This window comes from Thiocystis violacea (genome assembly GCF_016583575.1).
Lineage (GTDB): Bacteria > Pseudomonadota > Gammaproteobacteria > Chromatiales > Chromatiaceae > Thiocystis > Thiocystis violacea.
In genome coordinates this window covers 1-16,175 of sequence record NZ_NRRG01000074.1, presented here as the reverse complement: position 1 = coordinate 16,175, position 16,175 = coordinate 1, and the positions used below count along the sequence as shown (strand labels likewise).

Here is a 16,175-nt window from a genome sequence, read left to right as displayed (position 1 = left end):
TTAAGCTGCTCCATGGAGCTGGCGGTCTCTTCCAGGCTGGCGGCCTGCTCCTCGGTGCGTCCCGAGAGATCGGCGTTGCCGGAGGCGATTTCTCCGGCGGCGGTGGTGATGGCGTCGGAGACCTCCAAGATGCGTCCGACCACCTCTCGCAAGCGGGCGACCGTGGTGTTGGTGTCGTCCTTGAGCTGGCCGAAGGTGCCTTCGTAGTCGGACTCAATGGTGCGATTGAGGTCACCGGAGGCAATGGCGTTGAGCACGTTCACGACGTCGGCGAGGCCGCTGGCGACGATCTCCATCAGCCGGTTGAGTCCGCCGCCGAGCTGGAGGAAGAAGCCGTCCTTGCCGGCCAGCTCGATGCGTTGCCCGAAGTCACCGCCCGCGGCGGCCTGGATGAGGGTGGCGATCTCCTGTTCGGTGGTCACCTCGGCGGTGCGGTCGAGCCATTGGGTCACCCGTCCGCGATAGCCTCCGTCGACATCCCGGACCGGGCTGGCGGTGAGACGCAGGTTACGGCCAGCCAGCGACATGTCGAATTGACGCATACCCGTCAGTTGGCCGCGATAAGCCGTGGTGACCTCCGGATCCTCGAAGTAATCGGCGAGACTGGATCCGACCATCCTGTCGACATCGAACTCGGGCAGCCGGCGTTTGATGTTGGGCGCCATGTCACGCCAAAGGGCGAGTGCCGAGTCGTTGAGGTAGACGAGTTTGTTGCGGTCATCGGAGATGGTGACGGGGAGTGTCACGTTGTCGAGACCCGCGCGGACCCGCAGATTCTCCGCGGCAATCCGTCGCGTGTCCTGGATGTCGAAGTCCAGCCGCGCCTGCACCGATTTGACCGCCAGCATCATCTCGCCCAGCTCGTCCCTGTTGGTGGCCTCGATCCTGGTGCTGTAATCGTTGTTGGAGATCGCCTCCAGATGGCCCAGGGTGATGCGCAGCGGTCGGGTGATCTTGCGCACCAGCCAGACGCCGAGCAGGATCGCGGTCAGGAGCGCGAAGACCGAGAAGATGATCGCATTGCGTTCGGCAAGCGTCGCCGCCGACATGAACTCGCCGCGTTCGCGCTCCGAGGTCTGCTTGGCCCGCTTGAGGCCATCGAGAATCATCTGCCGATAGGCGCGCCAGGAGATATTGTCTTCGCTGTCATAGGTCTTCTTGGCGCCAGCCAGATCCCCGGCGTCCAATAGTCCAAGCGTGCGAGTCTGGGCCGCGAGATGCCGCTGACGCTCCGCTGCGATGGCGTCCAGGCCCTTGATGATGTCGGCGTCATTGGCGGATACGCGCCGCGCCTGCTCAAGCGCCTCGGCGAAGGCTTTTCCCGACTTGCCGACATTATCGCGCGCCTGGGCATCCGTGGGCTCTGTCAGGAGGTAACGGATGGCGGCGACCATCTGCAGACCCTGGCCGTACATGTCGTTGTAGGCTTGCTCCAGCACCTGGGTCGTTTCCCCGATCCGCTGCATCTGCTGGGTCGCGTGACGGAGACTCGACAGGGAGAACACGAGCGCGAGGCTGAAGAGCAGCGCGATGAGGATCAGTCCCACCGGCAGCGCGCGGCTGATGCGGATGTCGTTCACCCGCTCGGCGATCCGACCCAACAGGGGCTTCGCCGCCTTGCCCGCGCGCAGGCGCGCGTAAACGGTCTCGGCATGGGCGACCTGCTCGCGGGTCGGTTTGCGGCGCACCGAGATATAGCCGGTCACCGCGCCGTTCTCGCGCAGCGGCGATACGTTGGCCTCGACCCAGTAGAAGTCGCCATTCTTGCAGCGATTCTTGACCAGTCCCGTCCAGGGGCGGCCCGACTTGATGGTGCCCCACATGTCCTCGAAGGCGGCTGAGGGCATGTCGGGATGGCGGATGATGTTGTGCGGCGCGCCCACCAGCTCCTGGTCGGAAAAGCCGCTGATGTCGAGGAAATCACGGTTGTAGTGGGTGATGCGTCCCTTGAGGTCGGTCTTGGAGACGATCAGTTGATCATCCCGCATCAAATGTTCTTTATCGGTGACGGGCAGATTCGTTCGCATGGGTCGGTACCTTCCTCAGTGGGCATCCATTGTTTTATCGAGCGCACCGGACAGACTTCGAGAGTCTTCGGCATCGCCACCTGGCTGGCCGAGCAAGGGATCGATCAAGGATCGAAGGCGGCGTGACGGCGCTCCAGTGAAACGGGTGAAACTTTACTCGAAAAACCTGGAGATGAACCGGGATTCGATCACAGTCCGTCTTCCGGTCGCGGCGTGCCCGATCCGGCGTCGATCGCTATACTCAGAAGGCCCAATCCCGCGAATCCTCCGAGGTGGCTCACATGGTCCGGACCCGCTCCATTCGTCCCCTGTCCCTGGTTGGCTCCTGCCTGATCGTCCTGGTCCTCATTGGCTGCGCCACCACGCCCGAATCGGGAGAAGTCGCAAGTGTCGAGCCGATCGCTCCGGGGCGCGGGGTCGATGACTTCGTTCTGGTCGATTGTCTCCTGCCGGGGCAGATCCGCCAGCTCGGCACCCGCATGACCTATCTGGCGCCGCGTCGCATGGTCAAGTCAACCAAGTCCGACTGTGGCATCCGGGGCGGCGAATTCGTGCTCTTCGATCGCTCCGACTATGGGAGCGCCCTCGCGACCCTGCTGCCGAAGGCGCGCTCCGGCGACCCGGTGGCCCAGACCTATGTCGGCGAGATCCACGAGAAGGGGCTGGGGCTGTCCGCGCCCGATTACGCGAGCGCGGCGAGCTGGTATCGCCAGGCCGCCGATCAGGGCCATGCCCCGGCGCAAACCAACCTGGGATCCCTGTACGAGCGGGGTCTGGGCGTCCCGACCGACAAGGCCCAGGCGCTGGATCTCTACCGCCGTGCCTCGGGTCTGACCGAGGACCGACTGATTTTCGAGTCGACGCTCAAGGCCCAGCGGGAAGCCTTCCAGCGCGAAATCGCCGTGCGCAATCGGGTGGCCGCGTCCCTGCGCGCGCAGCTCAAGAGCGCCACGGCCGCGAAGCCGACCAAGACCGGCAGCGGACAGGCCAGAACGGCCAGTGTCGATCGGGCGCAATTGCAGCGTCAGGCCAAGAGCCAGAGCCTGGACGCCCAGAGCGAGGCGGAACGCATCCAGAAGGAACTGCGCGCCATCGAACAGCTCAAGCAGAGCGAGGTCGGCGCGCCGGGGGATTCGGGCAAGGCCGCGCAGCTTGGAAAGCTGGAGCTGACGCGCCGCGAGCAGGTACGCTCGCTGCTCGACACCTCGCGCCAGCTCTCGCAGGTCCAATAACCGCCATCGCTTGGGAGAATCACGCGCCCCGGCATCACCCACGCGGATGGTCGGCGTTGATCAGGCCAAGCCGCTGACCGCGCCACACGCATCAATGGCTGCATCTGTTGGGGGTAGTGCCCCAATCAGCAGGATGGGCTATGGCGGATCGCCGGCGGCAACGCCTGTCTAACCGGGCTTCCGAAGAAACCCTCTCGGCTAGCCATCCTGCGAATCAGGGCACTACCCTAAAATCGCCCAGCAATTGCAAGATCCTTGATACGCCGGGTCACGACATCACCCTGGTCGATCATCCGATGTCGGGGCTGAAGTTGCGTGCCCGATGAGCTTCAACAGCGACCCTCGTCCGACGCAACCGCTCGCCCCGAGGCGCGCGGAAATGGCGGCTCGACCCCCGCGCGGCTTGACACTCAGGCGCCGCCTGAGCAGGATAGGGCGGGACTGATCCTCGCCTCCGGAGTGTCGGGTCGCTGGATTCGCTAGGTTTCCGCGCCCATGCCTCTAAACCAAGCCCCCCGTTTCTGCCCCTCGCCCCAGGCCATCCATGGTTCGCAAACTCTATATTCAGACCTACGGCTGCCAGATGAACGAGTACGACTCCGCCCGCATGGCGGATGTGCTGCGCGCCTCGGCGGATCTGGAACTGACGGATCGGCCGGAAGAGGCCGATGTCCTCTTGCTCAACACCTGCTCGATCCGCGAGAAGGCGCACGAGAAGGTCTTCTCCCAACTGGGCCGCTGGCGTCCCTGGAAGGTCGCGCGTCCGGATCTGGTGATCGGGGTCGGAGGCTGTGTCGCGAGTCAGGAAGGGGCGGCGATCCGTGAGCGTGCGCCCTTCGTGGATCTGGTCTTCGGACCTCAAACCCTGCATCGATTGCCGCGCATGCTCAAGGATCTGGAGGCTAACCGGCGACCCCAGGTGGATGTCTCCTTCCCCGAGATCGAGAAGTTCGACTGTCTGCCCGCGCCGCGCGCGGAGGGGCCATCGGCCTTCGTGTCGGTCATGGAGGGCTGCTCCAAGTACTGCACTTACTGCGTGGTTCCCTACACCCGAGGCCCGGAGATCAGCCGGCCGTTCGATGACGTCATCGCGGAGGTCGCGGACCTCGCCGAGCAGGGCGTGCGCGAGATCACGCTCCTGGGTCAGAACGTCAACGCCTATCGCGGTCTCATGGCCGAGCCCGACGCGGGGACCGCCGATCTGGCGCTTCTGATCCGTTACGTGGCGGCCGTGGAGGGTATCGACCGTATCCGGTTCACCACCAGCCATCCGATCGAATTCACCGACGAGCTGACCGCGGTCTTCGCCGAGGTGCCCGAACTCGCGAGCTGTCTGCATCTGCCGGTGCAGTCCGGATCGGATCGCATCCTGGCGGCCATGCGGCGCGGGCACACGGCGCTCGAATATCGCTCCAGGATTCGTCGTATCCAGGAGGCCCGTCCTGGCATCAGCCTCTCGTCGGACTTCATCGTCGGCTTTCCGGGCGAGACCGAGGAGGACTTCGCGGCGACCCTGGATCTGATCGATCGCATCGGTTTCGATCAGAGCTTCAGTTTCATCTATAGCCGTCGGCCGGGCACGCCCGCCGCCGACTATCCGGACGATGTGCCGCTGGAGGTCAAGAAAAAGCGTCTGGAGCGACTGCAACAGCGCATCAACGCCAATGCCCAGCGCATCGGGCGCCAGATGGTCGGCACCGTGCAGCGCGTTCTCGTCGAGGGACCATCGCGTAAGAATCCCGCCCAACTCGCGGGGCGGACCGAGAACAATCGGGTGGTCAATTTCGACGGCGCCTCGGACCTGATCGGCCAGTTCCTGGACCTGACCATTACCGAGGCCATGCCCAACTCGCTGCGCGGGCATCCGGCCGGCTGAACGCGCGTGTCCATCCAAACCCGAACCTTCGATCTCGAGCTTGAGCCCGAGGACAACGTGCGACTGGCCAATCTCTGCGGCCAGTTCGATCAGCACCTGCGCCTGCTGGAACGGCGTCTCGGCATCGAGATCAACAACCGGGGTCTCAGCTTCCGCTTGATTGGCGTTGGCGAGGCCGTGCTGACCGGCGAGCAACTCCTGCGCGAGCTGTACGCGCAGACCGCCGAGGAGGTCTTGACGCTGGAGAAGATTCATCTCTCCCTCCAGGAGGCGGGCGTGGACACCCTGCTGGAGCGCGCCGAGGGGCGACTGCCGGACGTCGTCATCAAGACCAAACGCGGTCTCATCCGCGCGCGCGGGCCGAATCAGCAGGAATATCTGCATGCCGTGCTCAAGCACGACATCAATTTCGGTGTCGGACCGGCGGGAACCGGCAAGACCTATCTGGCGGTGGCCTGCGCCATCGAGGCGCTCGAATCGGATCGGGTGCGGCGGATTCTCCTGGTGCGCCCGGCCGTCGAGGCGGGCGAGCGGCTCGGCTTCCTGCCCGGCGACCTGGCCCAGAAGATCGACCCCTATCTGCGTCCACTCTACGACGCCCTGTTCGAGATGCTGGGCTTCGAGAAGGTCAACAAGCTGATCGAGCGCAATGTCATCGAGGTCGCGCCCCTGGCCTACATGCGCGGCCGAACCCTCAACGAATCCTTCATCATCCTGGACGAGGCCCAGAACACCACGCCCGAGCAGATGAAGATGTTCCTGACCCGTATCGGCTTCGGTTCGACGGCCGTCATCACGGGCGACGTCACCCAGGTGGATCTGCCGCGCGGTCAGCCATCGGGACTGCGTCAGGCGATCGAGATCCTCAAGGATGTCCAGGGGATCAGCTTCACCTTCTTCAATTCCCGCGACGTGGTGCGCCACGTCCTGGTGGAGCGTATCGTCAATGCCTATGAGTCCTTCGAAAATCCGTGATCGATCCGATCTGGTCTGACCGACGTCCTTCCGAAAATCGTCTTTTCTCGGCCGGGAGACCGGCCACTTTTCTGACTGGAGCCAGGCATGGCCATTGAGCTGGATCTCGATTTGCAGATCGCGGCGGAAGACGCGGGGTTACCCGCGCGTCCTCGACTCGAACGCTGGGTGATGGCGGTGCTGGAGGGGCGTCGGGAGCGCGCGGCGCTGACCATCCGCGTGGTCGACCCGGACGAGTCCAGGGCGCTCAATCGACAGTACCGGGGCTTCGACAAGCCAACCAATGTCCTGTCCTTTCCATTCGAGCTTCCGCCTGGCCTGAGCCCGGATGACCCGATCGCCGATCTGCTCGGTGATCTGGTGATCTGCGCCGAGGTGGTGCGACTGGAAGCGCTCGAACAGGGCAAGGACGGCTTGGCGCACTGGGCGCACATGGTGGTCCATGGTGTTCTGCATCTACTTGATTACGATCATATGACGGAGTCCGACGCGGCCGAGATGGAAGCGCTGGAAACGGCCATCCTGGGCGGGTTAGGATTCCCCCATCCCTACGAACACCAGGACGACCTGGAGGATCATTGAGACCTCATGACGAGCGATCGATCTAGCGATGGCTCGCGATCACGCAACTGGCTCGAGAAACTGGGACAGATGCTTGGCGGCGAGCCACAGGACAAGGAGCAACTCATCGAGTTGCTGAAGGATGCGCGCGAACGGGAGCTTCTGGACACGGATGCCCTGAGCATGATCGAGGGGGTGCTACAGGTTTCCGACCTGCGTGTCCGCGACATCATGATTCCACGCGCCGAGATGGTCTCGCTGCGGCGTGACGACCCGCTGGAAAAGATCCTGCGGATCGCGGTCAAGTCCGCGCACTCGCGTTTCCCGGTCACGGGCGACGACAAGGGCGAGGTGGTCGGGATCCTGCTCGCGAAGGATCTCCTGTCCTTCTGCATCGAAACAGGCCAGCGCGCCTTCAATATCCGCGATCTCCTGCGTTCCGCCGTCTTCGTCCCGGAGAGCAAGCGACTCAACGTGCTGCTCAAGGAATTCCGGTCGAGCCGCAATCACATGGCGATCGTGGTGGACGAATACGGTAATGCCTCGGGATTGGTGACCATCGAGGACGTGCTGGAGCAGATCGTCGGCGAGATCGACGACGAGCATGATTACGACGAGGGTTCGGGCATCTTCCGGCGCGGCCGGAATGACTTCAGTGCCAAGGCGCGTACCACGATCGAGGATTTCAACGACTATTTTGGTACCGAGTTCTCCGACGAGGAGTTCGACACCATCGGAGGGCTGGTGGTCAATGCCCTCGGGCATCTGCCCAAGCGCGGCGAGTCCGTGGAACTGGGTCGATTCCGCTTCAGCGTGATGCGGGCGGACAGCCGCCGTGTGCATTTGCTCAATATCGAGTATCTGGATCCCGAGGGCGAGTTGCCGGATCACTCCGAGTTCGACCGCGAAAGCGGGGCCTGAGCTTGCCCCGCCTTAGGCGGTTTCCGGGAACGGTAGTGCTCCAATCCATAGGATGGGCAGAGCGAGAGCGATGCCCATCCTTTACGCTCCGAGGCTCAAGATAAAAGGATGGGGCGAGCGCGGCGATGCCCATCCTCCACGCACCGATCCTCTCGATTGGGGTACCACCCGCAGGTACAAGGTTTCCCGGAAATCACCTCGGTCAATCGCGCGCAAGGAAAAACCGCTCGCGGGCACGCCCCGGAAGATTTGGGGGCCTGCCCGCGAGCGGTTCGCTGATTAGGGGATGAGAGGGGTGATCGCGCGGATCAGAACAGATCCATCAAGACTCGTTGTGCCTGGGCCACATCCAACTCGTTCGCTATCGGGGCCGCCGACGAATCGGAGTCGACGACCTTGAGTTCGACGCGGGCCACGCCGCTGCCGAGCATGCCAAGCTCCTTGGCCGCGCCCTTGGAAACATCGATCGAGCGCCCGTGGGCGTAGGGACCGCGATCATTGATGGTGACCTCCACGGAGCGACCGTTCGCTTTGTTGGTCACCATGACTCGGGTGCCGAACTCAAGGGTGCGATGTGCCGCCGTCAGGTCGTGCATATCGAATCGCTCTCCACTGGCGGTGCGACGGCCGTTGAAGCCATCCCCGTAGTAAGAGGCGACTCCGTCGGAGACGATGGCCTGAGCCTGTGTCATTGGCAACAGCGCAATCGCTAGAGCCAAGGGTGATAGCCAGATGCGTCGATTGACCAAAACGTTTTCTCCACATGTCGTTTGGTGTTTGGGCGCCTTGCAAGGACCCTTAAAAAATCACTAGCGGGCGGATTCTAACCGCCAAGTCGTGGAGGATGCCAGTTTTAATTCGGTCAATTCTTGCAATGGCTTAGCGCATCAATCTATTGCAACACCTAATAATCTCTAGCGAACACGGCAGGGAGTCGGCCGAGTCAGCCGACGCGGATTCGGGTTCGAGGCTATCGATCCTCGTCGTCCGACTGGGTCAGGCGCATGCCCGATTGCAGCGGACGTTCCTCCCCAGGCTCCCCATCCTCGGGCGAGGCAGGCTCGCCAGGATCGGCGTTGTGGGATGGCTCGGGAGTCAGTGGCGTGGGTTCGGAGAAGGCGATCCTGGTGGTGAGCAGCGGTTGGTCGAGGGCCTCGCGAACGCCCTGGTCGCGTTTGTAGACATCGGGACGGAAGCGCACGACCCCCTCCCGATCCGCGCGCGCGGTGAGGTAATAGAGCAGCACCGGCAATTGTTCGGTGAGGTTCACATGCCTGGTGCGGTTGCCGTCGATGATCCGATCGATCTTGGCGCGATCCCACGCGGATTCATTGAGCAGCAACTCGGCCAGCTTCATCGGGTTCTGGACCCGGACGCAGCCGTGACTGAGCGCGCGCGACGAGCGTTCGAACAGACCCTTGCCGGGGGTGTCGTGCAGATAGACGGCATGGCGGTTGGGAAACATGAATTTCACGCGACCCAGGGCGTTGCCCGGACCGGGCTGCTGAACCACGCGATAACGCTTGTAGTCACCCGCGTTGCCGCCGCTGGCCTTGCGCCCGGTCCGCCGGTCGACCAGGGTGTAACGCGCGGAGACGCTTCCCATCTTTTTCTGAATCGAAATCGGGACGGTCCAGGTCGGGTTGAACACCAGATGATCGAGCGAATCCCGGAACATGGGTGTTTGCGCCTCCTCCGAGCCCACGATGGCGCGGGTGCTCCAGGTGATTTCCTCGTTCCGCACCAGATGCGTCATGTAGTCCGCGACGTCCACGAAGACATAGTCCGATGGGAGATCGTTGTAGAGCCAGCGCATCCGTTCGAGATTGACGCGGATTTGCCGGACCTTGTTTTCGTCGAATGGACCGTTGATGGCCACGAGCGTTCCGGGGCCGACCACCCCATCGGCCGCCAGTCCATGGCGACGCTGGAATCCGCGCACGGCCTCGGCGAGCGAGGTGTCGAACAGTTCCGGATCCTCGGGGGGCGTCGCGCCCGGATGTCCAAGCAATCGCAGACGCTCGCGCAACAGGGCGACGCGCGCCCCCTGGCTTCCCGGCCCGAGATTGGCACCGGCCGGGAGTGGCGGGAGTCCATGCAAATGCCGCGAACCTGAGTAGCGGCCCAATCCGCGCTTGAGATCCTCGTACCAGAAGGGTGCCGGGAATCGTGACGCCAGGAAGACGCCGGGATCCCTGGCCTTCAAGGCGCCGTTCATGTCGGCGATCAGAAGCTCCTCGGGAATCGGCACGCGATCGTTCCATTTGCGATCGATGGCGACCGGATCGAGTTTGCCGAAGCGGGTGTGATGCACATAGCGCAGAAGGGCGTCGGTCAACTGGATATCGATGCCGATCCGTTGCGACTCGGAGAGATTCTCGAAGGCCCCTGGCTCGCTCATGGCGCGCAGTCGATCCACATGAAAGTCACGCGCCAAAAAGCCGTCCGCCTCGCTTTCCTCCACCAGTTCCAGAAGCGTCTTGAGTGGTTCCGGGTCCGATGACCAGACCGGCTCGTTGCCGCGCTGGACGTAGAAGTTCGCGAGCAGCCGGCCCGACAGCAAGGGCACGCCATCGATGGCCAGAGTCTTGGCCTCACGCCAGGATTCCAGGGTTTCGGCGAGCAGGGGGTTCGCCTGCCCACACAGGGGCATCAGGGCCAGCAGCAAGGACAGGACGTTCAAATGGACACGATGAGGCATCGGCCGCTCCCGGCATGGACGTTCGGATTGATCGACATGAGTTGGCTCTCGCCAGAATGGCCGGGCGCTGGACACGGCCTGGTTCCTGGTCATCGCTCGGAGTTTAACCCGAGGAGCCGCCCATGCCACGACCTGGGTTGTCACTTTGTCGCTGGGGGCGACCATGACGGATGCTTGGCTGGGGTAACCCCGGCAACGGCTGGAGGTCGTTCGTAGGGTGGATGAAGGCGCGCGCTCCGTCATTTCAGGAGGGACTCGAATCGCGGACGCGCCGCATCCACCCGCACCGAGCCGTTGTCCGCCGGGGTTCGGTGGAGGCGCTACGCTTCATTCTTTTATTGAGCCTCGGAGCGTACAGGATGGCACGCCCGACCGGCCTCGCCGCCAGATTTGGACGCGATTGCCACGGGCTTTGCCCATCCTACAAGGCCTGGCGTCAAGCTTCCCCGATCAACTGGACGTGGCCATGCTCGTCGACCGTTTCCAGTCGCACGGTGAATCCCCAGAGGTGGCGGATATGCCGCAACATCTCATCGACCGTGTCTCCCAGGGGTTGGCGATTGTGCGCGAAGTGACGCAGCGTCATCGAGCGGTCGCCCCGGCGATCGACTTCGTGTACCTGAATGTTCGGCTCGCGCGTGCCCAAATTGTATTGTTCCGCGAGCGCCTGTCGGAGCGTGCGATAACCCTTCTCATCGTGGATCGCCGTGACCTCCAGATGCTCCTCGCGATCGTCGTCGCTGATCTCGAAGAGGCGCAAGTCGCGCATCAGGGTGGGAGACAGGAATTGGGCGATGAAACTCTCGTCCTTGAAGTTGCGCATCGCGAAGTCCAGCACCTGGCGCCAATCCCTGCCGGCGATGTCCGGGAACCAGTGCCGGTCCTCGTCGGTGGGCACCTCGCAGATCCGGCGCAGGTCGCGCATCATCGCGAATCCCAGGGCGTAGGGATTGATGCCGCTGTAATAGGGGGCGTCGAAGGGCGGCTGGAAGACAACTCCGGTGTGAGATTGCAGGAACTCCATCATGAAACCATCGGTGACCCGTCCTCCCTCGTAGAGATCGTTCATGAGGGTGTAATGCCAGAAGGTCGCCCAGCCTTCGTTCATCACCTGGGTCTGACGCTGCGGATAGAAATACTGCCCGATCTTGCGCACGATGCGCACGATCTCGCGCTGCCAGGGTTCAAGCAGCGGCGCGTTCTTTTCGATGAAATAGAGCAGATTTTCCTGGGGTTCTTCCGGCCAGCGGGTTTCGCGATGCGCCTCATCGCCGCCCCCGGCCTGTGGCAGCGTGCGCCAGAGATCGTTGATCTGGAATTGGAGATAGGTCTCGCGTTCGCGCTGCCGACGCTGCTCCTCGGCCAGGCTGAGCGGGGCGGGGCGCTTGTAGCGATCCACTCCGTGATTCATGAGCGCGTGGCAGGAGTCGAGCAGCAACTCGACCTCGTGCTGGCCGTGGCGCTCCTCGCATTCGGCGATGTATTTCCGTGCGAACACCAGGTAATCGATGATGGCGTCGGCGCTGGTCCATGTGCGAAACAGATAGTTGCCCTTGAAGAAGCTGTTGTGCCCGTAGCAGGCGTGCGCGATCACCAGCGCCTGCATGGGTAGCGAATTCTCCTCCATCAGATAGGCGATGCAGGGATCGGAGTTGATCACGATCTCGTAGGCCAGGCCCATCTGACCGCGCCGGTAGGTCTGCTCGGTGGAGACGAACTGCTTGCCGAACGACCAGTGGTGGTAATAGATCGGCAGCCCGACCGAGGAATAGGCATCGATCATCTGCTCGGAGCCGATGACCTCGATCTGATTGGCATAGGTATCCAGGCCATGGACGTTATGGGCCAGATGGCTGATTTCCTTGTCGAAGCGTTCCAGCAGCGGGAAGGACCACTCCGAGGAGTCGGTGATGAGTCGTTGCGTCATGCCTCCTGCCTCTTGAATAGCTCCCGGAACACGGGATAGATGTCGTCCGCGCCATCGATCTCTTGCATCGCGAATTGAGGATGGGCGGCCATGACCTCCTGGTAGGCATACCAGAGGCTCTGATGCTGGCGCGGGGTGATTTCGACGTAGGCGTAATAGCGCATCAATGGCATGAGTTTGTCGATCAGGATGTCGCGACAAACGTTGGAGTCCGAGTCCCAATTGTCCCCGTCCGAGGCCTGCGCGGCATAGATATTCCACAGGCTCGAATCGTAGCGCGCCTTGAGAACCTCATAGGCCAGGTTCAGGGCGCTCGAAACGACCGTTCCGCCCGTTTCCCTCGAATAGAAGAACTCTTCCTCGTCGACCTCCTGGGCGATGGTGTGATGGCGGATGAAGACCACCTCGATCTTGTCGTAATTACGCTGCAGGAAGAGATAGAGCAGGATGAAGAAACGCTTCGCGAGATTCTTGCGGATCTGATCCATGGAGCCCGAGACGTCCATGATGCAGAGCATGACCGCCTTGCTGGTCGGCTCGGGGAGCTTGACGTAGCTCTGATAGCGCAGATCGAAGGTGTCGATGAAGGGTAGGGCGGCGATCCTGGTCTTGAGCCGGTCGATCTCCTCGCGCAGGGCGAGGATCCGCACGTCCGTCTCCGCGATTCCATCGGCCAGCAGGCCCTCCAGTTCGGCTTCCAGCTCGCGGATGCGCGCGCGCGACGGCGCCCCGAGTGCGGTGCGCCGCGCGATCGCCCCCTTGAGCGAGCGCACCACGTCGATATTGGTCGGCGCGCCCTGGGTCGCGTAACCGGCCCGCACGTTTTTGAACTCGGTGGTGCCGATGAGCTGATTGCGCACCAGATTGGGGAGTTCCAGGTCGTCGAAGAGCAGGTCCATGAACTCCTCGCGCGAGAGCTCGAACATGAATTCGTCCTCGCCGGGGCCACCCTTGCCGGCCTTGCCCTGACCGGAACCCCCAGCGCCGCCCTCGGGCCGGCGAATGCGGTCACCCTTCTCGAACTCCTTGTTCCCCGGGTGCACCATGTCGCGGCGACCCCCCTTTCCATGATGGAACAGGGGCTCGGAGATATCGCGCGAGGGGATGCCGACCTTCTCGCCGGAGTCGATATCGGTGATGCTGCGCTTGTTGACCGCGTCGGCGACCGCCCGCTTGAGCTGGGTCTTGTAACGCTTGAGAAAGCGCTGGCGATTGACCGTGCTCTTGTTCTTTCCGTTCAGGCGCCGATCGATGAAGTGTGACATAGGGACTCGCTTTGACTCATGGCGCTGGAGCTTCATCGCCCAGGTGACGAAGCCGGGGCTTCGTCACCGGAACCGTGACGGCGCGGGGCTCGCTGGGTTTCGCCGTGTTCTAACCAGCCTTAGTATCTTGAGCCTCGGAGCGTACGGGATGGGCATCGCTTCGCTCTGCCCATCCTACTGCGACTTCCTGACCCGCAGATACCATTCGGACAGCAACCGGACCTGCTTGGGCGTATAGCCCTTGTCGGTCATGCGATCGACGAACTGATCGTGCTTCTTCTGCTCGTCCACCGACGCCTTGGTGTTGAATGAGATCACCGGGAGCAGATCCTCGGTATTGGAGAACATCTTCTTCTCGATGACCGCGCGCAGCTTCTCGTAGCTGGTCCATTTCGGGTTGGCGCCGCCGTTGTTGGCGCGGGCGCGCAGCACGAAGTTGACGATCTCGTTGCGGAAGTCCTTTGGATTAGAGATTCCGGCCGGCTTCTCGATCTTCTCCAGTTCCTCGTTCAGCGCCCCGCGATTCATCATCTCGCCGGTGTCCGGATCGCGATATTCCTGATCCTGGATCCAGTAGTCCGCGTAGGTCACATAGCGGTCGAAGATGTTCTGACCGTACTCGGCATAGGATTCCAGATAGGCGGTTTGCAGCTCCTTGCCGATGAACTCGGCGTATCTCGGCGAGAGGAACTGCTTGAGATAGCTCAGATAGCGTTCCTGGGTCTCCGGCGGCAACTGTTCGCGCGTGATCTGACGTTCCAGCACATAGAGCAGATGGACCGGATTCGCCGCCACCTCGGCGTGATCGAAGTTGAAGACCTGCGACAGGATCTTGAAGGCGAAGCGGGTCGAGATGCCGTGCATGCCCTCGTCGACCCCGGCGTAGTCGTGATACTCCTGAACCGACTTGGCCTTGGGGTCCGTGTCCTTGAGGTTCTCGCCGTTGTAGATCCGCATCTTGGAGAAGATGCTGGAATTCTCCGGCTCCTTGAGTCGGGTCAGGACCGAGAACTGGGCCATCATCTCCAGTGTGCCGGGCGCGCAGGGCGAGGCCGAGAGCGAGCTGTTGCGCAACAGCTTCTCGTAGATGTGGACCTCTTCGTTGACCCGCAGACAGTAGGGCACCTTGACGATGAAGACACGGTCGAGGAAGGCCTCGTTGTTCTTGTTGTTGCGGAAGGTCTGCCATTCCGACTCGTTGGAGTGGGCCAGAATGATCCCCTGGTAGGGCAGCGCCGAAAGACCCTCGGTGCCGTTGTAGTTGCCTTCCTGGGTCGCCGTCAGCAGCGGATGCAGCACCTTGATCGGCGCCTTGAACATCTCGACGAATTCCATCAGACCCTGATTGGCCCGGCAAAGCGCGCCCGAGTAGCTGTAGGCATCGGCGTCGTTCTGTGCGAAACGCTCCAGTTGGCGGATGTCAACCTTGCCGACCAGCGAGGAGATGTCCTGGTTGTTCTCGTCGCCCGGCTCGGTCTTGGCGATGGCGATCTGCTCAAGGATCGAGGGATAGAGCTTGACCACCTTGAACTTGGTGATGTCGCCGTTGTATTCCTGCAACCGCTTGACCGCCCAGGGCGACATGATGGTGCGCAGATAGCGGACCGGGATGCCGTAGTCTTCCGCGAGGATGGCCCCGTCCTCCTCCGGGGAGAAGAGACTCAAGGGCGACTCGAACACCGGCGAGCCGTGGATGGCGTAGAAGGGCCGCTCTTGCATCAGTTCCTTGAGCTTCTCGGCCAGGGACGACTTGCCGCCGCCGACCGGACCCAGCAGATAAAGGATCTGCTTCTTCTCTTCTAGCCCCTGGGAGGCATGCTTCAGATAGGACACCAGGTGCTCGATCGCCTCCTCCATGCCGTAGAACTCGGCGAAGGCGGGATAGCGGCGCAGCACCTTGTTCTGGAAGATCCGGCTCATCCGAGGGTCATCGCGCGTGTTGACCATCTCGGCCTCGCCGATCGCCGCCAGGAGGCGCTCGGCCGGTCCCGCGTAGGCCGTCGGGTCGGCCCGACAGAGTTCGAGGTACTCGTTCAGACTCAACACCTCCTCGCGGGAGGATTCGTAGCGTGCCTGATAGCGTTCGAAGATCGACATAGACGTTACCTCACTCGGAAGCTGACGATGCTCCCCCAACCCCGGCGTCGATCGAAACGCTCGATGCCCTGCCCGAAAGGCTCGGGGCGAGGAGGGGAAAAGACAAGGCATGCGAAATTTTCAGCAAGGCGCGCGCCAGTTCGTCCGTGGTCGCCGGCGCCACTCCATCATCCATGACCAGGCTGGCACGGGCGGTCCTTGCCACTGATGGGTTCCAAATTAATCCGCACTGAATTAGTGCGTCAAGCACCGTGAACCGCGCGGCACCTGTCCAAATGGGAGCGCTCGGAAGGCCGCTCTCGAACCGCTGAAGCGACGGCCATTCCTCGCATGGACGGGCGTCATGCCCCCCATTGGGGCAGTGGACCTCAAGTCTCGTCGACGCGCGTCCGATGTCCGGCATACCGGGGGATATGGCGTCGATCGGGTCCAGCTCAAAGGATCTGTAGCAAGATCGAGACATCCATGTCTCGATGCGACAGTTTCAGGCCGATACCGACCGTCCTTGATTCCGACAAGCGGAAAGGGAAAAGATCTCGAACGACGCCGGGCCGCCAGGCCGGGTCGGTTGATTCCAGGGGCGCGGGTTGGGG

Annotated in this window: 12 protein-coding genes; 6 read left to right on the top strand and 6 right to left on the bottom strand. The window is 62.6% G+C overall.

Annotated elements, in window-relative coordinates; all coding sequences use genetic code 11:
- The coding region (locus CKO27_RS25070; protein ID WP_276570197.1) for a PAS domain-containing protein at nucleotides 1-1,988 on the bottom strand (1,988 nt) is incomplete at its 3' end.
- Between CKO27_RS25070 and CKO27_RS21670 the strand changes: the two genes are divergently transcribed.
- The 6 genes from CKO27_RS21670 (at nucleotide 1,974) to CKO27_RS21645 (ending at nucleotide 7,592) form a co-directional block, all read left to right on the top strand.
- Nucleotides 1,974-2,153, top strand: a complete 180-nt coding sequence (locus tag CKO27_RS21670) for a hypothetical protein (RefSeq protein ID WP_200377010.1) — start codon at nucleotides 1,974-1,976, stop codon at nucleotides 2,151-2,153. The genes CKO27_RS25070 and CKO27_RS21670 overlap by 15 nt on opposite strands.
- Nucleotides 2,154-2,308: 155 nt before the next feature.
- Nucleotides 2,309-3,259, top strand: coding sequence for a tetratricopeptide repeat protein (locus CKO27_RS21665; RefSeq protein ID WP_200377008.1), 951 nt, complete (start codon nucleotides 2,309-2,311; stop codon nucleotides 3,257-3,259).
- Nucleotides 3,260-3,803: 544 nt separating this feature from the next.
- Nucleotides 3,804-5,135 carry a tRNA (N6-isopentenyl adenosine(37)-C2)-methylthiotransferase MiaB gene (gene miaB / locus CKO27_RS21660; protein ID WP_200377007.1) on the top strand — a complete coding sequence of 444 codons (1,332 nt, stop codon included), beginning with the start codon at nucleotides 3,804-3,806 and terminating at the stop codon, nucleotides 5,133-5,135.
- A gap of 6 nt (nucleotides 5,136-5,141) precedes the next feature.
- A complete protein-coding gene (locus tag CKO27_RS21655) occupies nucleotides 5,142-6,110 on the top strand; it encodes a PhoH family protein (RefSeq protein ID WP_200377006.1) in 969 nt (322 codons plus the stop codon).
- 87 nt (nucleotides 6,111-6,197) lie between these two features.
- Nucleotides 6,198-6,692 (top strand): rRNA maturation RNase YbeY, encoded by a 495-nt coding sequence (gene ybeY, locus CKO27_RS21650; RefSeq protein ID WP_200377005.1) that lies wholly within the window; start codon nucleotides 6,198-6,200, stop codon nucleotides 6,690-6,692.
- Nucleotides 6,693-6,698: 6 nt separating this feature from the next.
- Nucleotides 6,699-7,592, top strand: coding sequence for an HlyC/CorC family transporter (locus tag CKO27_RS21645; RefSeq protein ID WP_200377004.1), 894 nt, complete (start codon nucleotides 6,699-6,701; stop codon nucleotides 7,590-7,592).
- A gap of 308 nt (nucleotides 7,593-7,900) precedes the next feature.
- On the opposite strand, the gene CKO27_RS21640 is transcribed toward CKO27_RS21645, so the two are convergent.
- The 5 genes from CKO27_RS21640 to CKO27_RS21620 form a co-directional block, all read right to left on the bottom strand.
- Complete coding sequence (locus CKO27_RS21640; protein ID WP_242471063.1) at nucleotides 7,901-8,284, bottom strand: septal ring lytic transglycosylase RlpA family protein; 384 nt, start codon at nucleotides 8,282-8,284, stop codon at nucleotides 7,901-7,903.
- A gap of 278 nt (nucleotides 8,285-8,562) precedes the next feature.
- Nucleotides 8,563-10,293, bottom strand: coding sequence for a L,D-transpeptidase family protein (locus CKO27_RS21635; protein WP_200377002.1), 1,731 nt, complete (start codon nucleotides 10,291-10,293; stop codon nucleotides 8,563-8,565).
- 436 nt (nucleotides 10,294-10,729) lie between these two features.
- Complete coding sequence (locus CKO27_RS21630; RefSeq protein ID WP_200377001.1) at nucleotides 10,730-12,220, bottom strand: SpoVR family protein; 1,491 nt, start codon at nucleotides 12,218-12,220, stop codon at nucleotides 10,730-10,732.
- A complete protein-coding gene (locus tag CKO27_RS21625; RefSeq protein WP_200377000.1) occupies nucleotides 12,217-13,485 on the bottom strand; it encodes a YeaH/YhbH family protein in 1,269 nt (422 codons plus the stop codon). The genes CKO27_RS21630 and CKO27_RS21625 overlap by 4 nt, the downstream gene beginning before the upstream one ends.
- A 174-nt stretch (nucleotides 13,486-13,659) precedes the next feature.
- On the bottom strand, nucleotides 13,660-15,582 hold the full coding sequence (locus CKO27_RS21620; protein ID WP_200376999.1) for a PrkA family serine protein kinase: 1,923 nt from the start codon (nucleotides 15,580-15,582) through the stop codon (nucleotides 13,660-13,662).
- Nucleotides 15,583-16,175 lie beyond the last annotated feature (593 nt).